Annotated in this window: 21 protein-coding genes; 9 read left to right on the top strand and 12 right to left on the bottom strand. The window is 65.2% G+C overall.

Features of this window, described 5'->3' with window-relative positions:
* Window position 1 precedes the first annotated feature (1 nt).
* From J0H39_20385 to J0H39_20355, 7 genes are all read right to left on the bottom strand, one after another.
* Window positions 2-880, bottom strand: a complete 879-nt coding sequence (locus J0H39_20385) for a cytochrome c oxidase subunit 3 (protein MBN9499118.1) — start codon at window positions 878-880, stop codon at window positions 2-4.
* Window positions 881-891: 11 nt separating this feature from the next.
* Entirely contained in the window at window positions 892-1464 is a 573-nt protein-coding gene (locus J0H39_20380; protein MBN9499117.1) for a cytochrome c oxidase assembly protein, read from the bottom strand.
* Window position 1465: 1 nt separating this feature from the next.
* On the bottom strand, window positions 1466-1612 hold the full coding sequence (locus J0H39_20375) for a hypothetical protein (protein ID MBN9499116.1): 147 nt from the start codon (window positions 1610-1612) through the stop codon (window positions 1466-1468).
* Between the two features lies 1 nt (window position 1613).
* The gene (locus J0H39_20370; protein ID MBN9499115.1) at window positions 1614-2570 is read right to left on the bottom strand and encodes a heme o synthase; all 957 of its coding nucleotides are present in this window, start codon (window positions 2568-2570) and stop codon (window positions 1614-1616) included.
* Window positions 2571-2582: 12 nt separating this feature from the next.
* Complete coding sequence (ctaD, locus tag J0H39_20365; GenBank protein ID MBN9499114.1) at window positions 2583-4211, bottom strand: cytochrome c oxidase subunit I; 1629 nt, start codon at window positions 4209-4211, stop codon at window positions 2583-2585.
* A 22-nt stretch (window positions 4212-4233) separates the two neighbouring features.
* Window positions 4234-5118 carry a cytochrome c oxidase subunit II gene (coxB, locus tag J0H39_20360; GenBank protein ID MBN9499113.1) on the bottom strand — a complete coding sequence of 295 codons (885 nt, stop codon included), beginning with the start codon at window positions 5116-5118 and terminating at the stop codon, window positions 4234-4236.
* 281 nt (window positions 5119-5399) lie between these two features.
* Window positions 5400-6677, bottom strand: a complete 1278-nt coding sequence (locus J0H39_20355) for a DUF3422 domain-containing protein (protein MBN9499112.1) — start codon at window positions 6675-6677, stop codon at window positions 5400-5402.
* Between the two features lie 123 nt (window positions 6678-6800).
* Here J0H39_20355 and tldD point away from each other — a divergent pair, with 123 nt between their 5' ends.
* The 6 genes from tldD to J0H39_20325 are packed head-to-tail and all read left to right on the top strand — an operon-like array spanning window position 6801 to window position 12000.
* Window positions 6801-8234 (top strand): metalloprotease TldD, encoded by a 1434-nt coding sequence (gene tldD, locus J0H39_20350; GenBank protein MBN9499111.1) that lies wholly within the window; start codon window positions 6801-6803, stop codon window positions 8232-8234.
* A 10-nt stretch (window positions 8235-8244) separates the two neighbouring features.
* The gene (locus tag J0H39_20345; protein MBN9499110.1) at window positions 8245-8964 is read left to right on the top strand and encodes an exopolysaccharide biosynthesis protein; all 720 of its coding nucleotides are present in this window, start codon (window positions 8245-8247) and stop codon (window positions 8962-8964) included.
* A gap of 30 nt (window positions 8965-8994) precedes the next feature.
* Window positions 8995-9801: an undecaprenyl-diphosphate phosphatase gene (locus J0H39_20340; GenBank protein MBN9499109.1), complete on the top strand. Its 807-nt coding sequence runs from the start codon at window positions 8995-8997 to the stop codon at window positions 9799-9801.
* A 12-nt stretch (window positions 9802-9813) separates the two neighbouring features.
* The gene (locus J0H39_20335; GenBank protein ID MBN9499108.1) at window positions 9814-10458 is read left to right on the top strand and encodes a DUF1190 domain-containing protein; all 645 of its coding nucleotides are present in this window, start codon (window positions 9814-9816) and stop codon (window positions 10456-10458) included.
* Between the two features lie 4 nt (window positions 10459-10462).
* A complete protein-coding gene (locus J0H39_20330) occupies window positions 10463-11608 on the top strand; it encodes a glutathionylspermidine synthase family protein (GenBank protein ID MBN9499107.1) in 1146 nt (381 codons plus the stop codon).
* On the top strand, window positions 11605-12000 hold the full coding sequence (locus tag J0H39_20325; GenBank protein MBN9499106.1) for a DUF350 domain-containing protein: 396 nt from the start codon (window positions 11605-11607) through the stop codon (window positions 11998-12000). The genes J0H39_20330 and J0H39_20325 overlap by 4 nt, the downstream gene beginning before the upstream one ends.
* A 10-nt stretch (window positions 12001-12010) precedes the next feature.
* Here the strand turns inward: J0H39_20325 and J0H39_20320 are convergent, their stop codons facing one another.
* Both J0H39_20320 and J0H39_20315 read right to left on the bottom strand, forming a co-directional pair.
* A complete protein-coding gene (locus J0H39_20320) occupies window positions 12011-13381 on the bottom strand; it encodes a glutamate--cysteine ligase (GenBank protein MBN9499105.1) in 1371 nt (456 codons plus the stop codon).
* Between the two features lie 18 nt (window positions 13382-13399).
* Entirely contained in the window at window positions 13400-14146 is a 747-nt protein-coding gene (locus J0H39_20315) for a 16S rRNA (uracil(1498)-N(3))-methyltransferase (GenBank protein ID MBN9499104.1), read from the bottom strand.
* A 16-nt stretch (window positions 14147-14162) separates the two neighbouring features.
* Here J0H39_20315 and J0H39_20310 point away from each other — a divergent pair, with 16 nt between their 5' ends.
* The gene (locus tag J0H39_20310) at window positions 14163-15083 is read left to right on the top strand and encodes a 4-hydroxybenzoate octaprenyltransferase (GenBank protein MBN9499103.1); all 921 of its coding nucleotides are present in this window, start codon (window positions 14163-14165) and stop codon (window positions 15081-15083) included.
* Window positions 15080-15730 (top strand): methyltransferase, encoded by a 651-nt coding sequence (locus tag J0H39_20305; protein MBN9499102.1) that lies wholly within the window; start codon window positions 15080-15082, stop codon window positions 15728-15730. The genes J0H39_20310 and J0H39_20305 overlap by 4 nt, the downstream gene beginning before the upstream one ends.
* On the opposite strand, the gene J0H39_20300 is transcribed toward J0H39_20305, so the two are convergent.
* Window positions 15727-16131, bottom strand: a complete 405-nt coding sequence (locus J0H39_20300) for a DUF4170 domain-containing protein (protein ID MBN9499101.1) — start codon at window positions 16129-16131, stop codon at window positions 15727-15729. The two genes, J0H39_20305 and J0H39_20300, sit on opposite strands and share 4 nt — an antisense overlap.
* Window positions 16132-16288: 157 nt before the next feature.
* Between J0H39_20300 and J0H39_20295 the strand changes: the two genes are divergently transcribed.
* Window positions 16289-17050, top strand: a complete 762-nt coding sequence (locus tag J0H39_20295; protein MBN9499100.1) for a hypothetical protein — start codon at window positions 16289-16291, stop codon at window positions 17048-17050.
* Here the strand turns inward: J0H39_20295 and J0H39_20290 are convergent.
* The gene (locus J0H39_20290; GenBank protein ID MBN9499099.1) at window positions 17047-17745 is read right to left on the bottom strand and encodes a hypothetical protein; all 699 of its coding nucleotides are present in this window, start codon (window positions 17743-17745) and stop codon (window positions 17047-17049) included. The genes J0H39_20295 and J0H39_20290 overlap by 4 nt on opposite strands.
* 37 nt (window positions 17746-17782) lie before the next feature.
* Window positions 17783-19006, bottom strand: coding sequence for an alpha/beta fold hydrolase (locus J0H39_20285; protein ID MBN9499098.1), 1224 nt, complete (start codon window positions 19004-19006; stop codon window positions 17783-17785).
* Window positions 19007-19107 lie beyond the last annotated feature (101 nt).

Below are 19107 nucleotides of genomic sequence, written 5' to 3'. Positions count from 1 at the left end.
ATCAGGACGACCAGGGGCCGTGGCCCGGCAGGCTGACCGGACCTTCGCCCGCCACGTAGATCACGGCGAACAGGAACAGCCACACCACGTCGACGAAGTGCCAGTACCACGCCGCGGCTTCGAAGCCGAAATGGCGCTGCGGCGTGAACTGGCCCTTGATCGCGCGGATCAAGCACACGAGCAGGAAGATCGTGCCGACCAGCACGTGGAAGCCGTGGAAGCCGGTCGCCATGTAGAAGACCGACGAGTACACGTTTTCCTTAAAGCCGAACGCGGCGTGGCCGTATTCGTAGGCTTGGCAGGCGGTGAAGGCCGCACCCAGCAGCACCGTCAGCACCAAGCCCCAGATCAGGCCCTTGCGGTTGCCTTCGATCAGCGAATGATGCGCCCAGGTCACCGTGGCGCCCGAGGTCAGCAGGATCAGCGTGTTGAGGAACGGCAGATCCCACGGATCGAAAGTGACGATATCCGCGGGCGGCCACACACCGCCGGCGGTATGCGCGGGGTAGAGCGAGAAGTGGAAATAGGCCCAGAAGAAAGCGACGAAGAACATCACTTCCGAAGCGATGAACAGCACCATCGCGTAGCGCAGGCCCAAGCGCACGACCGGGGTGTGCAGGCCCGCCGTCATGCTTTCCTTGATGACCTGGCGCCACCAGCCGAACATCGTGAACAGCACGAGGCCGACGCCGATCAGCACCTTCCAGGGGCCGAGCGCCTTGAAGAACGGTTCGGCACCCTTCCCGAATAAGTCGGGATGCAGCATCGCCACGAAGCCGTAAGCCAGCACGAAGGCCGAGATCGCGCCGATGATCGGCCACGGGCTCGGGTCCGCCAGATGGTAGGGGGCTTTCGCGCCGGTGGAATGCGATTGGGCCATGGTCCGGATCCTCAGTTGCGCGCGTTGGTCGCGTCGGCGGTTTTGGCCGCCCGGTGGAAGGTATAGGAGAGCGTGATGGTCGTCACGTCGCGAAGATTGGGGTCCTTCTCGATCGCGGGATCGACATAGAAGGACACCGGCATGTCCATGCTTTCGCCGGGTGCGAGCGCCTGGTCAGTGAAGCAGAAACACGCGATTTTGTGGAAATAGGGTGCGGCCTTCAGCGGCGTCACGTTGAACGAGGCCGTCCCCGTCGTCTCGCCGTCGCCGCGATTGGTGGCTTTATAGAAGATCAGCTTGTCTTCGCCGGTCACGACCTTCACGGGGCTTGGCCCCGCGAAGCGCCAGTCGAGCGGCTGCGGGCCGCCGGCGACATTGGCGTCGAAACGCACGGTCACGATTCGCGAGCCGTGTTCGGCGGGCGCTTCGCCGCCGGCCATCGGCGTGCCGCCGAAACCGGTGACTTGGCAGAACAGCCGATAGAGCGGCACCGACGCGAAGGACAGCGCCGCCATGCCCACAACGATGCCCACGGCCATGAAGGCCGTGCGCGCGTTCGACGGGCGATTTGGCGTCTCGCTCATGTCACTTCACCATCTTCACGATGGTGATGACGTAAAACAGCGCGCAGAACCCGGCGACCGCCAGCGCGATCGCGATGTTCTTGCCGCGCCGCGCCTTCCACATTTCGGGCGTCACTTTACGCGGATCGATATCGGGCTGCGCGGTCATGTTAGGCCGCTCCCAGCGCCACGCGATCGAGCAGCATCAGCCCGAACAGCAGGAACAGATAGACGATCGAATAACCGAATAGCCGCTTGGCGGCGGTCTCGGCGAAATCGGGCTTGTCCGCGTCCGCGTGCGCGCCGTCGCGCCACACGGCCCAAGCGCCCGCGACGAAGACGAAGCCGAGCAACGCGGCCATCGCGGCGTAGACCGGCCCGACGACGCCCAGGAAATAGGGCGCCACACCCAGCACCGCCATCGGGATCGAATAGATCACGATCTGGCGGCGCGTTTCGCGCTTGCCCGCCACGACGGGCAGCATCGGCACGCCGGCCTTGGCGTAGTCGCCCGCCCGGAACAGCGCCAGCGCCCAGAAATGCGGCGGCGTCCACATGAACACGATCAAGAACAGCACGATCGCGGCGAGGCTCACCTCGCCCGTCGCCGCCGCCCAGCCGATGACCGGCGGAAAGGCGCCGGCCGCCCCGCCGATCACGATGTTCTGCGCCGTGCTGCGCTTCAGCCACATCGTGTAGATCAGGACGTAGAACAGGATCGAAAAGGCGAGCAGCGCGCCGGCGGCAAGATTGGCGACCAGCGTCATCGTCACGACCGACGCGATCGACAGCACGATGCCGAAGGCGAGCGCTTCGTCGGCATCGACCGCACCCGCCGGGATCGGTCGATCCTTGGTGCGCGACATCAATGCGTCGATGTCGCGGTCGTACCACATGTTGATCGCACCGGCCGCCCCCGCCCCCACCGCGATGCACAGGATCGCGACGGCGGCTTCGAAGGGATGAAGCGCGGAGTTGGGGGCGAGCATCAACCCGACAAGCCCGGTGAACACCACCAGACTCATCACGCGCGGCTTCAACAGGGCGACGAAATCCGCCGCCCCGCCGAAACGCGCCGACACCGCGCCGGTGTCGATCGCTTGCGCGATGGTGCTCTCGCCCGACATCGCCGTCCGGCCTTAGTGACCCTTGGCCGCGGCGAGCTTCGGCAGTTCCTCGAACGTGTGGTGCGGCGCCGGCGACGGCACCGTCCACTCGAGCGTATCGGCCGGCAGGCCCCAGGGGTTCGCCGCCGTGACGCGTTTGCCGCGATAGAGCACGTAGATCATCATGCACACGAACATCACCGACGAGGCGAAGGCGATGTAGGCACCGATCGACGAGACGAGGTTCCAGCCCGTGAACGCGTCCGGATAATCGGGGATGCGGCGCGGCATGCCGGCGAGACCCAGGAAGTGCTGCGGGAAGAACGTCAGGTTCACGCCGATGAACGTCGTCCAGAAATGCAGCTTGCCCCAGGATTCCGGGAACTCGGTGCCCGTCATCTTCGGCCACCAGTAGTAGATGCCGCAGAAGATGCCGAACAAGGCGCCCAGCGACAGCACGTAGTGGAAATGCGCCACCACGTAATAGGTGTTGTGAAGCGCGATGTCCGCGCCTGCGTTGGCGAGCACCACGCCCGTGACGCCGCCGACGGTGAACAGGAAGATGAAGCCCACGGCCCAGATCATCGGCACGCGGAATTCGATCGACCCGCCCCACATCGTGGCGATCCACGAAAAGATCTTCACGCCCGTCGGCACGGCGATGACCATCGTCGCGGCCGTGAAATAGGCGCGCGTATCGACGTCGAGGCCCACCGTGTACATATGGTGCGCCCACACGACGAAGCCGACCACGCCGATCGCGGTCATGGCGTAGGCCATGCCGAGATAGCCGAAGATCGGCTTCTTCGAGAAGGTCGACACGACGTGGCTGATGATCCCGAAGGCGGGCAGGATCATGATGTAGACCTCGGGGTGACCGAAGAACCAGAACAGGTGCAGGAACAGGATCGGGTCGCCGCCGCCCGCCGGTTCGAAGAAATGCGTGCCGAAATTGCGGTCGGTCAGCAGCATGGTGATCGCACCCGCGAGAACGGGCAGCGACAGCACCAGCAGGAACGCCGTCAGCAGCATCGCCCACAGGAACAGCGGCATGCGATGGATCGTCATGCCGGGGGCGCGCATGTTGAAGATGGTGGTGATGAAGTTGATGGCGCCCAGGATCGAGGCGGCACCCGCGACGTGAAGCGACAGGATCGCCATGTCCATCGCCGGACCCGGGTGATACTGCGCGTTCGACAGCGGCGGATAGATCGTCCAGCCCACGCCCGCACCGCCGCCCAGAACGGCCGAGCCGATCAGCAGCGCGAAGGCGGGCGGCATCAGCCAGAACGAGATGTTGTTCATGCGCGGGAACGCCATGTCGGGCGCGCCGCACATCATCGGGATGAACCAGTTGCCGAAGCCGCCGATCAGCGCGGGCATGACGACGAAGAACACCATGATCAGGCCGTGCGCCGTGATCACCATGTTCCACTGGTGGCCGTCGGCCATCCATTGCATGCCCGGCTGCTGAAGCTCCAAGCGCATCCACACCGAGAAGGCGCCGCCGATCAGACCCGCGAGCACCGAGAACACGAGGTACATCGTGCCGATGTCCTTGTGGTTCGTCGAATAGACCCAGCGCCGCCAACCGTGCGGCGTGTGGTCATGGTGATCGTCGTGCCCGTGGGCGTGAGAAGCGTGATCGTGGGTGGCGCTCATGATTCGAGTCCTTCAGGAGAGCTCAGCGGGCGGCGTTGGGGGCTTGGGCCGTCAGCGAGCCCGTTTCCATCATGCGGATTTCGGCGACCGACAGCGGCGCCGAACCGTCTTGGGCGAAGCGCTTCTTGGCTTCGTCGACCCAGCGGTCGAAGGTCGCCTTGTCCACCGCTTCGATCGCGACGGGCATGAACGCATGGTTCACGCCGCAGATCTGGTTGCACTGGCCGTAATAGACGCCGGGGCGATCGACCTGCATCCAGGTTTCGTTGATGCGGCCGGGCATCGCGTATTTCTGCACGCCCAGCGCCGGCAGGAACCAGGAATGAATGACGTCCGAGCCGTGGATCAACACGCGCACGCGGGCACCGACCGGCACGACGACGCGGTTGTCGACTTCCAGCAAGCGCGGCTGGCCGGGCTTCAGGTCGCTGTCCTGGACCATGTAGCTGTCGAACTGGAAGCCGCCCTGGTCGGGATATTCGTAGTTCCAGTACCACTGACGGCCGGTGACCTTCAGCGTCATCTCCGCTTCCGGCGCCTTGTCGGCGAAGTACAGCAGGCGGAACGACGGCACGGCGATCACGATCAGGATCAGGATCGGCACCAGCGTCCACACGACTTCGAGCAGCGTGTGGTGCGAAGTCTTGGACGGGTTCGGGTTGGCCGCAGCGCGGAAGCGGACCATCGTGTAGAGCAGCAATGCGAGCACGAACACGGTGATCAGGGTGATGATCACGAGCAGCATGTTGTGGAAGCTGCCGATGAACTCCTTCACCGGGCTCGCGGGCGGCTGCATGCCGAGCTGCCAGGGGTGCGGCTGCTGGGCGAGTGCCGCGTCGGCGAACAGGGCGATAAACGCCACCGCGGCGAAAGCCACGACGGAGCGGACGGACAGGATCGAGCGCATGGACTGCCTAACCGTTAGGGTCTAATCGCGGAACCGGGACGACAGGGGGCGCCCGGCCTTTGGCCTCAAAGAAAACGTCGCGATCCGATGCGGCAGATTGCCGCCCGGAATCGACGGGAAACTACACGAGCGGCCCCCGCCTTCTCAACCCTCCCTTTCGGGGGGCCGGGCGGGCGCCGGACCGGCTTCGGCGCGCATGGCGCGCACAGGCCCGAAAACGCGCGAATTCAGAGGGTTAAGGCGCAGGTGCGGCGCTTTGCCGCAGGCCGCGCGGCCTCTCCCTATTTGGACTTATGCAGCGATTTGCGGAACCGCCGCAGCCCCCACCACACGAGTCCCGCCACGACCGGGATCGACACGCCGGTCGCGATATCCTTGTCGAGCCGAAGCCCGGCCGTCTCCAGCGCGCGGAACAGATAGCCGCACAAACCGACCAGATAGTAGGTGATCGCGGCGACGGACAGGCCTTCGACCGTTTCCTGCAGGCGCAATTGAAGCTGGGCGCGCCGGTCCATCGAGGCGAGCAGATCCTGGTTCTGCGCTTCGACCGCAAGATCGACCCGCGTGCGCAGCAAGGCGCCGGCACGCGTCAAACGCCGCGAAATGCCCGCCAAGCGTTCGGCCGTCGCTTCGCAAGTCCGAAGGGCCGGAACGAAGCGCCGGTCCATGAATTCGCGATAGGTCTGCAAGCCTTCGATGCGCGTCTCGCGCAATTCGAGGATTCGTTTGTCGACGAGATCGCCATAGGCGCGCGCGGCACCGAAGCGATAATCGGCCGCCCCCGTCGCGCGTTCGATATCCGCCGACACCGCCGTCAAGCGATCGAGCAAAGCGCGCTGTTCGGCGAGCGTGCCCGACGTCGCCATGCCGTCCATCACCGTCAGCAATTCGCGATCGGCGCGGCCGATCCGCGCCGTCGTGTCGCGCGCCACCGGCAAAGCCAACAAGGCCATCGTCCGATAGGTCTCGACCTCCAGCAAACGCTGCACGACGCGCCCGCCTTGGCGTTCGCTCAAACCCAAATCATGCACGACGATGCGCCCGAACCCATCGGCATGGACGCGAAAATCGGTCCATACGGTCGCGGCCCCGCCCGCGACGGAGCTGCCGGCGAGGAATTCGAGATGCAGCCATTTGCCGAGCAAATCGGTGCCGGGGGCACTTTGCGTGCGCTCGATCACCGCGACATGCGTGGCGACCAAACGCTCGCCCGGAATATTCGCGACCCATTCATGCGGGGCGGCTTCGATCGGCGTGGCGTCGAACGGATCGACGAACGCGCCCTTCTTCAAGAAGGTCCAGGTGCAGAATTCGGTGTGGCGTTCCCATTTCAACGTGAAGCCGTCGAATTCCGCGACGTAATGATTGGCGCCTTCGGGCGGATGACCCACGCCATAGCGTTCACACAGCGCCACCAAATGCGCGCGATCCGCCGCCGCCCCGCCCTCGCCCGACGTCATGGCGAGATGCGACGCGCGCTCGGGCGCCGTCAGCGCCAAAAACGGGCGCGCATGGACCTCGTTCACCAACGCCATGCGCAAAGGGTGTTCGCGCGGCATGTTCGGAATTCCCAGGAAAGTTCCGGCGAAGTGCAGAATACGCGCATCTAAGGGACCGGCCGCATGGAAAAAGCGTCGCAATCATCCTAAATTCACCGGGTAACCCATTCCCCCGGGAGCCGCATGAGCCATATCGCCACGACCGACCGCCTGTTTTTCCAGGAGGCGGGGCTCGACCTCGCGAAAGCCCAGCGTCAGACGGCGGAAGCCTTGTCGGGCGCCGATGACGGGGAATTGTTTCTGGAATATCGCCAGAGCGAGGCGTTGTCCTTCGACGACGGCAAGTTGAAAAGCGCGTCGTTCGACACGGCGAAGGGCTTCGGCCTGCGCGCCGTGCTGGGCGACACGTCGGCTTATGCCCATGCGTCCGACCTCAGCCACGACGCCATCGCGCGCGCCGCGCGCACCGTCGGCGCCATCAAGTCGGGCCATGCCGGCACGGCCGCCGAGGGCCCGCAAGGCACGAACGCGCGGCTTTATACCGACGAGAATCCGCTGGAGCTGATGCCCTTCGCCGACAAGGTGAAGCTGCTGGGCGAGATCGACGCCTATGCCCGCGCCAAGGACAAGCGCGTGCGCCAAGTCATGTGCTCGATCGCCGGCGAATGGCAGGCGGTGCAGATTCTGCGCGCCGACGGCGAACGCTTGGCCGATGTGCGCCCGCTGGTGCGCGTGAACGTTTCCGTCGTCGTCGGCGACGGCGACAAGCAGGAGACCGGTTCCTATGGCTGGGGCGGCCGCTTCGCCTTCGGCCGCGTCGTCGATCCGGAAAACTGGCAAAACGCCGTCAACGAGGCCGTGCGCCAAGCGCTGGTCAATCTCGACGCCGTGCCCGCCCCGGCGGGCGAAATGCCCGTCGTGTTGGGGCCGGGCTGGCCCGGCATTCTGCTGCACGAGGCGATCGGCCACGGTTTGGAAGGCGACTTCAATCGCAAGAAGACGTCGGCTTTCGCCGGCTTGATGGGCCAGCGCGTCGCGGCACCGGGCGTCACCGTCGTCGACGACGGCACGATCGGCGATCGGCGCGGCTCGCTGACCATCGACGACGAAGGCACGCCCACGCAGCGCACCGTGCTGATCGAAGACGGAATCTTACGCGGCTATATGCAGGACCGGCAGAACGCGCGGCTGATGGGCATGAAGCCGACCGGCAACGGGCGGCGCGAAAGCTTCGCGCATCATCCGATGCCGCGCATGACCAACACGGTCATGTTGGGCGGCAATCATGCGCCCGCCGAGATTTTGAAGTCGGTCAAGAAGGGCCTCTACGCCGTCAATTTCGGCGGCGGGCAGGTCGACATCACCTCGGGCAAATTCGTGTTCAACGCGGCCGAAGCCTATCTGATCGAAGACGGCAAGATCGGCCCCGCCGTGAAGGGCGCGATGCTGATCGGCAACGGGCCGGAATCGCTCAAGCACGTGAAGATGATCGGCAACGACATGAAGCTCGATCCCGGCATCGGCACTTGCGGCAAGGATGGCCAAGGCGTGCCCGTTGGCGTGGGCCAGCCGACGATGCTGCTCGACAAGCTGACCGTCGGCGGCACGGCGGCGTAACCGCCGCGCAATGTCCACCGAGCCTTCCCCCCAAGTTTCGTCCTTTCGCCGCAAGGCGAAGACGCCCCGCGACGGCGCGATGCCGATCGCGGGCGATTTCGATCCCGGAGCCGCCGTGAACGACGACGCCCATCCCGAATCCCTCTCCGCGCTTTTTCAAAATCTCGTCGATCCGGCGCGGGGAAAGCAGATCAGCTTGCGCGAAATCCTCGACGCACTCGGCGAGCGCGGCTACGGCGCGCTGATCATTTTGCTGTGCCTGCCGAATTTCCTGCCCTTCTCCATCCCCGGCTTCTCGGCGTTGACCGGCTTGCCGATCGCCTTCTTCTGCGTGCTGCTGCTGCTGGGCGTGAAGAAACCGTGGCTGCCGGCCAAGCTGCTCGATCGCGGCGTGGATCGCGCGAGTTACGCCCAGGTCGTCACGCGCTTCATGCCGTGGCTGGTGAAGGCCGAATCCTGGGTGAAGCCGCGCCTGCCCGCGCTCACCTCGCCGCTGGGCGAACGCATAATCGGCCTGGTCGGCATTCCGGTCGCGATCCTGCTCGCCTTGCCGATCCCGTTCGGCAATCCGCCGCCGGCGATCGCGTTGGCGCTGTTGGCGCTGGGCATTCTGGAACGCGACGGGCGTTGCGTGATCCTGGGCTACGCCGCCTCGGTCCTGTCCTTCGGCTTGGTCGGCGCGCTGGTCTTCGGTTTCTATTCGGCGGGTAGCGCCGTCCTCGGCGGGTAGTAGTATCCCCGCCGAAAGGTCGAGTCGGACATGGAAAACGCGACGCTGCTGGGCGCCATCGTACTGGGGCTCGTCGAAGGACTGACGGAATTCATCCCGGTGTCCTCGACCGGACATTTGATCCTGCTGGGCGATTTGATCGGCTTCCAGGGCCCGCCGGGCCGTGTGTTCGAAGTGGCGATCCAGCTCGGCGCGATTCTGGCGATCTGCTGGGTCTATCGCGCCAAGCTGTTCGGCACGGTGCTGGGCCTTGCCAGCGAACCCGCCGACCGGCGCTTCGCGATCAACGTGCTGGTCGCGTTCCTGCCCGCCCTCGTGCTGGGCTTCACGCTGCATTCCTTCATCAAGAACGCGCTGTTCAATCCCTGGGTCGTGTCGGTCGCTTTGATCGTCGGCGGCGTCGCCATTCTGTGGATCGAGCGCCATCTGCCCGCGACCGAGACGCGCGATATCGACGAGATCACGCCGTTTCTCGCGTTCAAGATCGGCTGCTGCCAGGCGATCGCGATGATTCCCGGCGTGTCGCGCTCGGGTGCGACGATCATGGGCGCGCTGTTGATGCGCGTCGATCGCAAGGCGGCGACGGAATTCTCGTTCTTCCTCGCCATCCCCACGATGCTCGGCGCCACGGTCTACGACCTCTACAAGAACCGCGCGGAATTGAGCGTCGACGATCTACATCTGATCGGTGTGGGATTTGCCGTCGCCTTCGTGGCCGCACTGGTCGTCGTGCGCTGGGTCGTGCGCTTCGTCCAGTCGCATGGTTTTGCGCCCTTCGGCTGGTACCGCATCGCAATAGGATCGGCCATGCTCGCCTTGTTGTTTGCGACGCGTTGACGTTGAATCCGCGTGGGATTCGACTACATTACCGGCATGCGCAAAACCCGGACCCTGTTGCTCGCCTCCGTCGCCGCCCTGGCCCTCGCCGCGTGCGACGATTCCATCACCGGCAAATCGGATTTCGTGCGCGACGAAGCGCAATGCGCCAGCACGGATAATCCTTCGGCCTGCCGTCAGGCGCTGATGGACGCGCGCGTGGAACATGCGCGCACCGCCCCCGCTTTCGCCACGCGCGAATCCTGCGAAGCGGCGTTCGGCGCCGCCAACTGCGAAGCGGCCCCCGGCACGCCGACCCCGGCACAGGTTGCCGCCGCGCAAACCCATGAAGCGACGCAAGGCCAGCCGCAGCAAGTTCAGCAGGCCGGCGGCGGCGGATTCTTCATGCCCATGCTGATGGGCTACATGATGGGCCGCATGGCCGGCGGCGCCATGGCCGCCCAGCCGATGTATCGCGACACCAACAACCGCGCCTATTCGGGGGCCGGCGCACGCCCGATGGGCCGCTTCGACGATCGCGTGATGCCGCCGCCGCGCACCCCCAATCAAACGGCGAACGCGATGCCGCGCGGGCCGCAGCAAACCGCGACCTCGCCCACACAAGCGCGGCGCGGCGGCTTCGGTTCCAGCGGCATGGGCCGCATGGGCGGCGGCTGATTTCGTGATTCGCGGGTTCGGGGTTTCGGCGCGGCAAGATTGGCAAGCGCGGGTCGAGGCTTTGGGTCTGGCTGAGCCGATCCTGCCCGACGGCACGCCCTATTGGGTGGAGGATCGCGGCTATGCGATCGCCAAGCCGCAGATCGATCTGCTGTACGACGCCGCCGCCGAGCTCGAGCGCCTGACGCTCGCGGCCATCGATCGCATCGTGCAGCACGACATGTTCGACCGGTTCGATCTGTCGCCGCTTGCCGCGCGCCTCGCCGGCGATTCCTGGGATCGCCAAGCGCGCAATCTGATCGGCCGCTTCGACCTCGCCTTCGTGCCGGGCGAAGCGCCCAAGCTGCTCGAGTACAACGCCGACGGCGCGGTCAGTTTGATCGAGGCCGCGCGCGCCCAAGCCGAATGGCGCGACGTGCACATGCCGGGCGCCTTGCAGTGGAACGAGATCGACGCGCATCTCGACAATGCTTGGCGAGCCCTCGGCTTACCCCGATTACCGGTGCATTTCGCCGGACTTAAAGACGATATCGAGGCGGATGCGACGCTCGACTATCTCGCCGAGACCGCGCGTGCGGCGGGGATCGACGCGCGGCGCATCGACCTCGACGAGATCGGCTGGGACGGCGAGAAATTCGTCGATCTCGACGGACAAACGATGCGCGCCCTCGCCAAGATCTATCCCTGGGCATGGTTGGCGCGCGACGAATTCGCAGCACATCTGGAAGTCGCGAACACGACCGTGCTGGAACCTGCCTGGCGCATGCTGCCCGCCGACAAGCGCTTCCTGGCGCTGTTGTGGGAGATGTTTCCTGATCATCCCAATCTGCTGCCCGCCTCGCTCGAGCCGCTCGCCGGCCCTTGCGTCGCCAAGCCCGCTTTGGGCCGCGACGGGCGCGGTGTGGCCTTCCACGCCGACGGCGGCCTGAAGCCCGCGACCGGCGGCGACACGCAAAGCGCCGACGAGGACGAAGGCCCGCGCGTCTGGCAAGCGCTCGCCCCGACCGCGCAAATCGACGGGCGTTATCTGATGGCGGGCGTGTGGTGCGTCGCCTCGCAACCCTCGGGCTTGGGCTTGCGCGAAGCCGACGATCCCTTCGTCGGCGGTCTCGCCCGGTTCGTCCCCCATATCGCGGAGGAAGCGACATGATCTATTTGCAGACGATTCCGAATTTTCTGTTCTTCTTCGCGGCCGCCATCGCCTACGGTGCGGCGTATCTGTTCATCTATACGCGCATCACGCCGTGGGCGGAGCTTGAACTCATCCGCAAGGGCAACGACGCGGCGGCGATCAGCCTGGCGGGTGCCTCGCTCGGCTTCGCGATCCCGCTCGCCTCGGCGACCGCCAACAGCCTGAACCTGATCGACATGGCCGTGTGGAGCTTCGTCGCACTGGTGATCCAGTTGGGCGTGTTCTTCGTGGCACGCTGGGCCAAGCCCGGCCTCGCCGCCGATATCGAAGCGGGTAAGACGGCGACGAGCGTGTCCTACGCCGCCTTCGCACTGGGCGTGGGCCTGCTCAACGCCGCGTGTATGAGCTGAGCGGCGGCGCTCAATACTGGTATTCGCGATAGAGCGGATCGACGGTGCCGTTCCAAACACCGTTGTAGCGATCGAGCATGCGCTCGGCGCGCGTCTTGCCGGTTTCCACGATCTCGGCCAGCGGCTCCAGGAAATGGCTTTCGTTTGAATCGCCCATGCGGTTCATCCGCGCGCGGGCGTTGAGGCCCTTGCGTGCGACATCGACGACCTGACGCGCCACATCCAGCACCGTGCCTTTGCGGAACGGCGTGTGGAGCGCCAGGCGCGGCACGTCGCGGCGCAGGGCGAGCATTTCCGGCACCGTCCAGTCCTTGACGATTTCGGCGGCGGCATCCAGCGCGGTCGAATCGTAAAGCAGCCCGACCCACAAAGCGGGCAGCGCGCAAAGATGCTTCCACGGGCCGCCATCGGCCCCGCGCATCTCGATATATTTCTTGAGCCGCACTTCCGGGAACGCAGTCGTCACATGATCGGCCCAATCGCCGGTGCGCGCGAAATCGCCGACCTGATCCTTGAATTTGCCGGCCATGAAATCGCGGAAGGATTTGCCGGCGAGGTCGGTGTAACGCCCGTCGCGATAGGCGAAATACATCGGCACGTCGAGCATGTAGTCGGCGTAACGCTCGTAGCCCATGCCGTCTTCGAACACGAATTCGGGCATGCCGCAGCGATCGGGATCGGTGTCGGTCCAGGTATGGCTGCGATAGGAAAGGAAGCCGTTCGGCTTGCCTTCGACGAAGGGCGACGACGCGAACATCGCGGTCGCGATGGGTTGCAGCGCCAGCGACACGCGGAACTTGCGCACCATGTCCGCTTCGCTGGCGAAATCGAGATTGACCTGCACGGTACAGGTGCGCGCCATCATGTCGAGGCCGAGATTGCCCTTGGTGGGCATGTAGCGGCGCATGATGGCGGTGCGGCCCTTGGGCATCCAGTGCATTTCGGCGCGCGTGCCCTTCGGCACGAAGCCCACGCCAAGCAAGCCGACGCCGAGTTCCTCGCCCACCGTCTTGCATTCGGCGAGATGCTTGTTCGTCTCGTCGCAAGTCTGATGGATGTTTTCGAGCGGCGCGCCGGAAAGCTCGAACTGCCCGCCGGGTTCGAGCGTGACCGAGCAGCCGTCGCGCAGCAGCGCCACCGGCTTGCCGTTCTCCTCCACGCGCGTCCAGCCGAAACGTTCCAAGCCTTCGAGCATGCCGCGCACGGAGGCCTTATCGCCCTCATACGGCAGCGGGCGCAGATCGTCCTGACGGAAGAGAAATTTCTCGTGCTCCGTGCCGATGCGCCAATCCGCCTTCGGCTTGGCGCCCGACGCGAAATACTCGACGAGCTGGCGCTTATTCTCCAGAACTTCGCCGCGCGAGGTGGGCGGTGCCGACATCGAAACCTCTCTACCGAACTAGAACGCGCGGGGCGCTTGACGCGCGCGCGGGGAAGCCAATTGAAACGCGGCCAGGGCGGCGAGTGCGGCGGTATCCGCGCGCAGGATCGTCGGCCCCAGCCCGACCCCCGTAACAAGGGGATGCGCGGCCAGCATTTCAAGTTCCACCGGCGCGAAGCCGCCTTCGGGTCCGACCATAATCGCCCACGCGGCGGCGAAGTCGAGACCGGCGAGCGCTTGGGCGAGCGGTATGGACGTGCCCGCCTCCGCGCACAACAGAATTCGCCGGTCGCGCGGCCAATTCGCGAGCTTTTCGCGCAGGGTTACCGGTGCGGCAATGATCGGCGGGTCGATGCGCTCGCATTGCTCGGCCGCCGAAATTGCGATCGCGTCGAGCCGCGCCGCGTTCACGCGCTCGACATTCGTGCGTTCGGTCACGATGGGATGAATCTCGCTCACGCCAAGCTCCACCGCCTTCTCGACCAGCGTGTCGAGCGGGGCGCGCTTGATCGCGGCGGCGACGAGCCACGGCCCTTCATCGCGGCCGGGTTCGCGCAAACGCGCATCGAGCCGCGCCACGCCGCGCGACTTGGAAAGCTCGATCAGCGTGGCGGCGAACTCGCCCGATTCGGCGTTGAAGAGCCGCACCGCATCGCCGGACCCCAGACGCAGAACGTTGCGCAGGCGATGCGCCGTGTCGGCGTCGAGCGTCACATCGCCGCCGGCGAAATGGCCTTGGATATGGAGACGCGGGACCCGGCTCATGCTAAAGCCCTAACACATGACGGCGGACGCGCAAACGAACGCGAGCGACATCCCCAAGGGCAACTGGGTCGACCGGTTTTTGCCCGAATTCGCGCGCCCCTATGCGCGCCTCGCCCGCTTCGACAGGCCGATCGGCACATGGCTGCTGCTGTTCCCGTGCTGGTGGTCGATCGCATTGGCCTCCCCCGGTTTCGCGACCGGGTTGTGGCTGTTCGTGCTGCACGGGCTTGGCGCTTTGCTGATGCGCGGGGCGGGCTGCACCTATAACGACATCGTCGATCGCGATTTCGATCGCCAGGTCGCGCGCACCGCCGACCGGCCGATCGCGTCGGGCGCGGTGTCGGTCAAGAAAGCCGTCGCCTTCATGTTCGCGCAGATGGCGCTCGCTTTCGTCATTCTGCTGCAATTCAACCCGTTCGCCATCATGGTCGGCGCGGCATCGCTGATCCTGGTCTTCACCTATCCGTTGATGAAGCGGATCACGTGGTGGCCGCAATTCTTCCTCGGCCTTGCCTTCAACTGGGGCGCGTTGCTGGGCTATGCCAGCGCCACCGGCACGCTCGATTGGGCGCCGATCCTGCTCTATGTCGCCGGGATTTTTTGGACGCTGGGCTACGACACGATCTACGCGCATCAGGATAAAGAGGACGACGTGCTGGTCGGCGTCAAATCCTCGGCGCTGCGGCTGGGCGAATCCTCGCGCACCGGGATCGGCTTGTTCTATGCCGGCGCCGTGCTTCTGCTGGCGGCGATGGATCGCGTCGCGGGCCTTGGCCTCGCCTTCGAATTGGCGCTGGGGGCGGGGGCGATCCAGCTTGCGTGGCAGGTGTGGGATTGCCGCTTCGACGATCCCAATGACTGCCTCGCCAAGTTCAAATCGAATCGTGTGTTCGGCTGGTTGCTGCTCGCCGGGTTGATCGCGGCGGGCGCGTTTTGAGCGCCGACCCAGCCGATTTCATCCGCGCGCAAACACGCCTCGAAAACCCGTCGCTGATCCCCGAACTCGTGCTGTATCTCGCCAGCCGCGCGACCGATTTATGGGAGGCGACGGAAGCCACGCTGGAACGTACCGGCCTGCCCCCGCCTTATTGGGCTTTCGCGTGGCCGGGCGGCCAAGCGCTCGCGCGCCTCGCCCTCGATCGGCCCGAAACGGTGCGCGGCAAACACGTGCTGGATTTCGCCGCCGGCAGCGGTGTGGCCGCACTTGCCGCGGCCAAAGCGGGTGCCGCGCACGTGACCGCCTGCGAGATCGACGGATTCGCCTGTGCGGCGATGGCGTTGAATGCCGAAGCCAACGGCGTGACGCTCGACATCCTCAACACAAATATGCTCGCCACGCCCGCCGCCAGCTGGGACACGATCTTCGCGGGCGACGTGTTTTACGAAAAGCCGATGGCCGACAAGGTTTGGCCCTGGCTCAAAGAAGCCGCCGCCAAGGGCGCGCATGTGCTGGTCGCCGATCCGGGCCGCGCCTATCTGCCCGCGACGGGCTTGGTCGAGATCGCGCGCTATACGGTGCCGACGACGCTCGACCTTGAGGATCGCACCGCCCGCGAAACCCGGGTCTTGGAAGTGCGCGTTTAGCCCTCGACGATCCGATAGCGGATCAGGGCGTTGTCGATCGTCGCCATCGTGCGCGACTGCCAGGCCTTTTTGGCCGTGTCGTAATCGGCGAAGGGGCCATGGCGCTCGGGCGCCTTGCCCGCCGCCAACCCCGTGAAGGTCGCGTCGGCATATTCCTGGCCTTCGACCCACCAGGTCTTGGCGTTGGCCGCCGCGGCCGGCGCGATCGACGGGCCTTCGCCCACGACGACCTTGAAGCGGGTCAACGCGTTGTCGATCGTCGCCATGGTGCGCGATTGCCAAGTGGCGCGCGCTTCCTCGTAGGTCGCGAAAGGCCCGTGGATCTCGGCCTTGCCCGGCGCCAAAGCGGTGAAGGTCGCGTCCGCATGCTCGCCGCCTTCGACCCAAAAACGTGTCGCCATCGAATTTCTCCGCATTCCGTGTTCGCCCGCATCATGCCGGTTTCCGAAGCGCCACGGAAGACCGTGGCACGCGCGCAACAGGAAGCGACGGAATCGCAGTGGACCGCATGGCGCAATGGCGCGACGCGCTGTGGGGCTTCATATTTGCGGCCGAAAAATGGCCAAGACTCGACCCCCGCGCACCGCGACGCCCGAAATCTACGCCGACATCTACAAGATGTTCATGGCGCCCGTGTCCGCTTTCGATTGCGGGGCCAAATGCGCCGCGCATAACGAGGGCGTGCCCGTCTGCTGCTCGACCGAGGCGGCGATCCCCATCGTGGACAAGCACGAATGGAAGCTGCTGAAGCAGCGCACCGACCTTTGGCACGAATACAAAGCCCCCGATAAGGCGACGGAAAAGGAACTTTCCGACCTGCACCACGATTGCGTGGCGATCGAGTGCAAGGGCTTCATGAGCTGCGAGCGCGAAAACCGTTCGATGTCGTGCCGCACTTTCCCGTTCTTCCCCTATATCGACCGCGAGGGCGATTTCCTGGGCATGTCGGTGTTCTGGGGGTTCGAGGATCGCTGCTGGGTGCAGTCGCATCTGCAAATCGTCAATCTGCGCTTCCTGACCGAGTTCGTTGCGGCCTACGAAATGCTGTTCCAGGTCGATCGCGACGAATTCACCGCCAATCGCGACCATTCGGCCAGCATGCGCCGGGTGTTCACGCGCCACGACCGACCGATCCCGCTGCTGGGCCGCGACGGCCACCTCTATAAGGTGACGCCGACGACGCATGAGATCAAAGCCGCGCGCTTTCACGAATTCGGCCGCTGGGGCTTCTACGAGAAGGACAAGCCCGCCGAGCCCGCCAAGCACTGGGCCACACTCGATCCGAATTCGCTGAAGGGCCTGACGCGCGCGGCGCGTTAAGCGAAGTAGAACGTTCCCAAAATCAGCCAGCGCGCGGCCGAGGCTTTGCCTTCGAGCGGTGTGGTGTAATGCCAGAACGGCAGACGATAGGCGGATACGAGGCCGGGCACGGCCACATCGACCGTTTCGCTGAGATGGCCGTCCTTGGCGTAGACCAGCAATTGGCGCGTCGCTCCGCCGCCGACGAACGACAAATGCAGATCGAAATAGCCGTCCTTCGCCGCCGGATCTTCGGGGTGATGGTCGGTATGCGGGCCCGAATAATCGCCCGGCCCGTAGCGCAACGCCTGGCGCCCGAAGCCGCGCGTCAGCTTGCGCCCCGCCAGCGCCGTGGCGAATTCGCGGAAGCTTGGCGACAGCAGCATCGCCTCCAGCCCCGTCGCGCGCGCGGCGTCGCGCGCCTTGCCGCGCGAGGCATCCAGATCGGCGGTGCGCACGCGGACGGTCTTGGGCAGGCGCTCCTGATAATTGCGCGTCTGGTTGAGGATCGATTCGGGCGGAATGGCGCGGTCCAGCGGCCGCACCACCGGGCCCAACGCGCGCTCGAGCAGCGCGTAAGCCGCCTTGGCCTTGGCGGGCGCGATCAGATCGGGCCGCGCCAAAAACGGCTCGGCGCGCAAAGCCAGCTTGCCGTCCAGCACGCGGCGGCCGGCGGGGCTCAGGAAATCGGCGAAGTCGGCGGGAAATCGGTCCATGACGGGCGGGAGAATAGCGCCCGGCCGCCCGGGATCGTCAGTCTTTCTTGAGCCCCAGCGCGCTTGCGATCGCCTCGGCCACCGGTGCGCTATCGATATGGTCGGAATGGTCGATCGGCCGCCCGGCGATTTCGGTCGCGTTGAGCGAGGCGAAATTCGCGGGCGCCGTGATGGGATGCGCGGAGGAACCCAGCCGCATCTCCCATTTATTGTCCGGATCGCGCTTCAAATCGTCGAGCGCGCCCCACGGCGTGATCGCGGCCAGCGCGTCGCCGACCTTCAACGCCCAATCCTTCGGCTTCTTCTCGATCGTCGAGACCGACAGCGCGCCGTCGAAACGCGAATAGACGTTCACGACATTGCCGACGATATGCTCGAGCCCCGAATAGAACGGCCCGACATAAGCTCGCTTCGATTGCTCGTCGCGCGATTTGGTGACGTGCCGCCGCTCGACGTCCGGCGCGATCATCACATAGGTCTCGATCAGATAAGGCGGCTGGCGCTTCGCGTCCTTGGCGCGCGAAATCTCGTTGCGGATTTTCGCCTCCAACGCCTGCGCGTCGGCGTCGGGCATATCCTTGAAGCGTTCCTGGATGTACTCGGTGGTCATCGCCACCGGCAGAAAGACCTTGTTCACCAAGCCCGCGAGCGCGTTGCAGGCGAGGTAGTTGCCCATCGAATGGCAAATCAGCGCGACGCGCTTGCCGTGGATACGCAGACGGACGAGCAAATTGATGAATGCCTGGCCCGACGCGACGGCGTCGGCTTGATCGCGGTTATAAGCGAAGGTGCTGCCATTCGACGGCCACGAAAAGCCGATGAACGCGGTCAAGCTGTCTGGCGTCGCGCCGGCGAAAGATGAATCGTCCGCGCGCAACGCCATCGCCTTGCCGAAGCCCCGATGGCGCATCGTATCGGTCAGAATGCGAAACCAAGTGATCGCATGGTGGAAATCGACATTGAAGCCGTGGACGCAAACGACGACACGGCCGATCTCCGGCCGCGCGAGGAATTTATCGAACACGTCGTCGTTCGAATCGCGGACGATCGCCGTTTCCGGCATCACCGATCCGTCGACCTGCGCCAGGTAATAGGACATGTATTCGTCCGCATCGACGAAGTAATAGCCGCCGCTTTGCAGGCGATAGCGTTCGGCTTTTTCCTTGTTGCCCGCTCCGGGCTTCGCGTCGAGTTCCACAGCCTTGCTGAGTGTTTCCATCGCGCGGTTGGTCGCGAAAAATTGCAGCCCTTCGCCCGCCATGACATCCTCCGCGTTTGTATTTTCTAATTAATAATAATCATAAAAATATCGACGCGTCGAGCCCCGCCCCGGCCCCGTGGCAAAGGGCCGAATCCCGCCCT

Source organism: Alphaproteobacteria bacterium, assembly GCA_017308135.1.
Classification (GTDB): Bacteria; Pseudomonadota; Alphaproteobacteria; order CACIAM-22H2; family CACIAM-22H2; genus Tagaea.
The sequence above is the reverse complement of the archived record's forward strand: the minus strand, read 5'-3'. Positions and strand labels throughout refer to the sequence as shown.

Coding starts and splice junctions, on each gene's coding strand:
- J0H39_20385 (MBN9499118.1), bottom strand. CDS start 880: ATGGCCCAATCGCATTCCACCGGCGCGAAAGCCCCCTACCATCTGGCG.
- J0H39_20380 (MBN9499117.1), bottom strand. CDS start 1,464: ATGAGCGAGACGCCAAATCGCCCGTCGAACGCGCGCACGGCCTTCATG.
- J0H39_20375 (MBN9499116.1), bottom strand. CDS start 1,612: ATGACCGCGCAGCCCGATATCGATCCGCGTAAAGTGACGCCCGAAATG.
- J0H39_20370 (MBN9499115.1), bottom strand. CDS start 2,570: ATGTCGGGCGAGAGCACCATCGCGCAAGCGATCGACACCGGCGCGGTG.
- ctaD (MBN9499114.1), bottom strand. CDS start 4,211: ATGAGCGCCACCCACGATCACGCTTCTCACGCCCACGGGCACGACGAT.
- coxB (MBN9499113.1), bottom strand. CDS start 5,118: ATGCGCTCGATCCTGTCCGTCCGCTCCGTCGTGGCTTTCGCCGCGGTG.
- J0H39_20355 (MBN9499112.1), bottom strand. CDS start 6,677: ATGCCGCGCGAACACCCTTTGCGCATGGCGTTGGTGAACGAGGTCCAT.
- tldD (MBN9499111.1), top strand. CDS start 6,801: ATGAGCCATATCGCCACGACCGACCGCCTGTTTTTCCAGGAGGCGGGG.
- J0H39_20345 (MBN9499110.1), top strand. CDS start 8,245: ATGTCCACCGAGCCTTCCCCCCAAGTTTCGTCCTTTCGCCGCAAGGCG.
- J0H39_20340 (MBN9499109.1), top strand. CDS start 8,995: ATGGAAAACGCGACGCTGCTGGGCGCCATCGTACTGGGGCTCGTCGAA.
- J0H39_20325 (MBN9499106.1), top strand. CDS start 11,605: ATGATCTATTTGCAGACGATTCCGAATTTTCTGTTCTTCTTCGCGGCC.
- J0H39_20320 (MBN9499105.1), bottom strand. CDS start 13,381: ATGTCGGCACCGCCCACCTCGCGCGGCGAAGTTCTGGAGAATAAGCGC.
- J0H39_20315 (MBN9499104.1), bottom strand. CDS start 14,146: ATGAGCCGGGTCCCGCGTCTCCATATCCAAGGCCATTTCGCCGGCGGC.
- J0H39_20310 (MBN9499103.1), top strand. CDS start 14,163: ATGACGGCGGACGCGCAAACGAACGCGAGCGACATCCCCAAGGGCAAC.
- J0H39_20300 (MBN9499101.1), bottom strand. CDS start 16,131: ATGGCGACACGTTTTTGGGTCGAAGGCGGCGAGCATGCGGACGCGACC.
- J0H39_20295 (MBN9499100.1), top strand. CDS start 16,289: ATGGCCAAGACTCGACCCCCGCGCACCGCGACGCCCGAAATCTACGCC.
- J0H39_20290 (MBN9499099.1), bottom strand. CDS start 17,745: ATGGACCGATTTCCCGCCGACTTCGCCGATTTCCTGAGCCCCGCCGGC.
- J0H39_20285 (MBN9499098.1), bottom strand. CDS start 19,006: ATGGCGGGCGAAGGGCTGCAATTTTTCGCGACCAACCGCGCGATGGAA.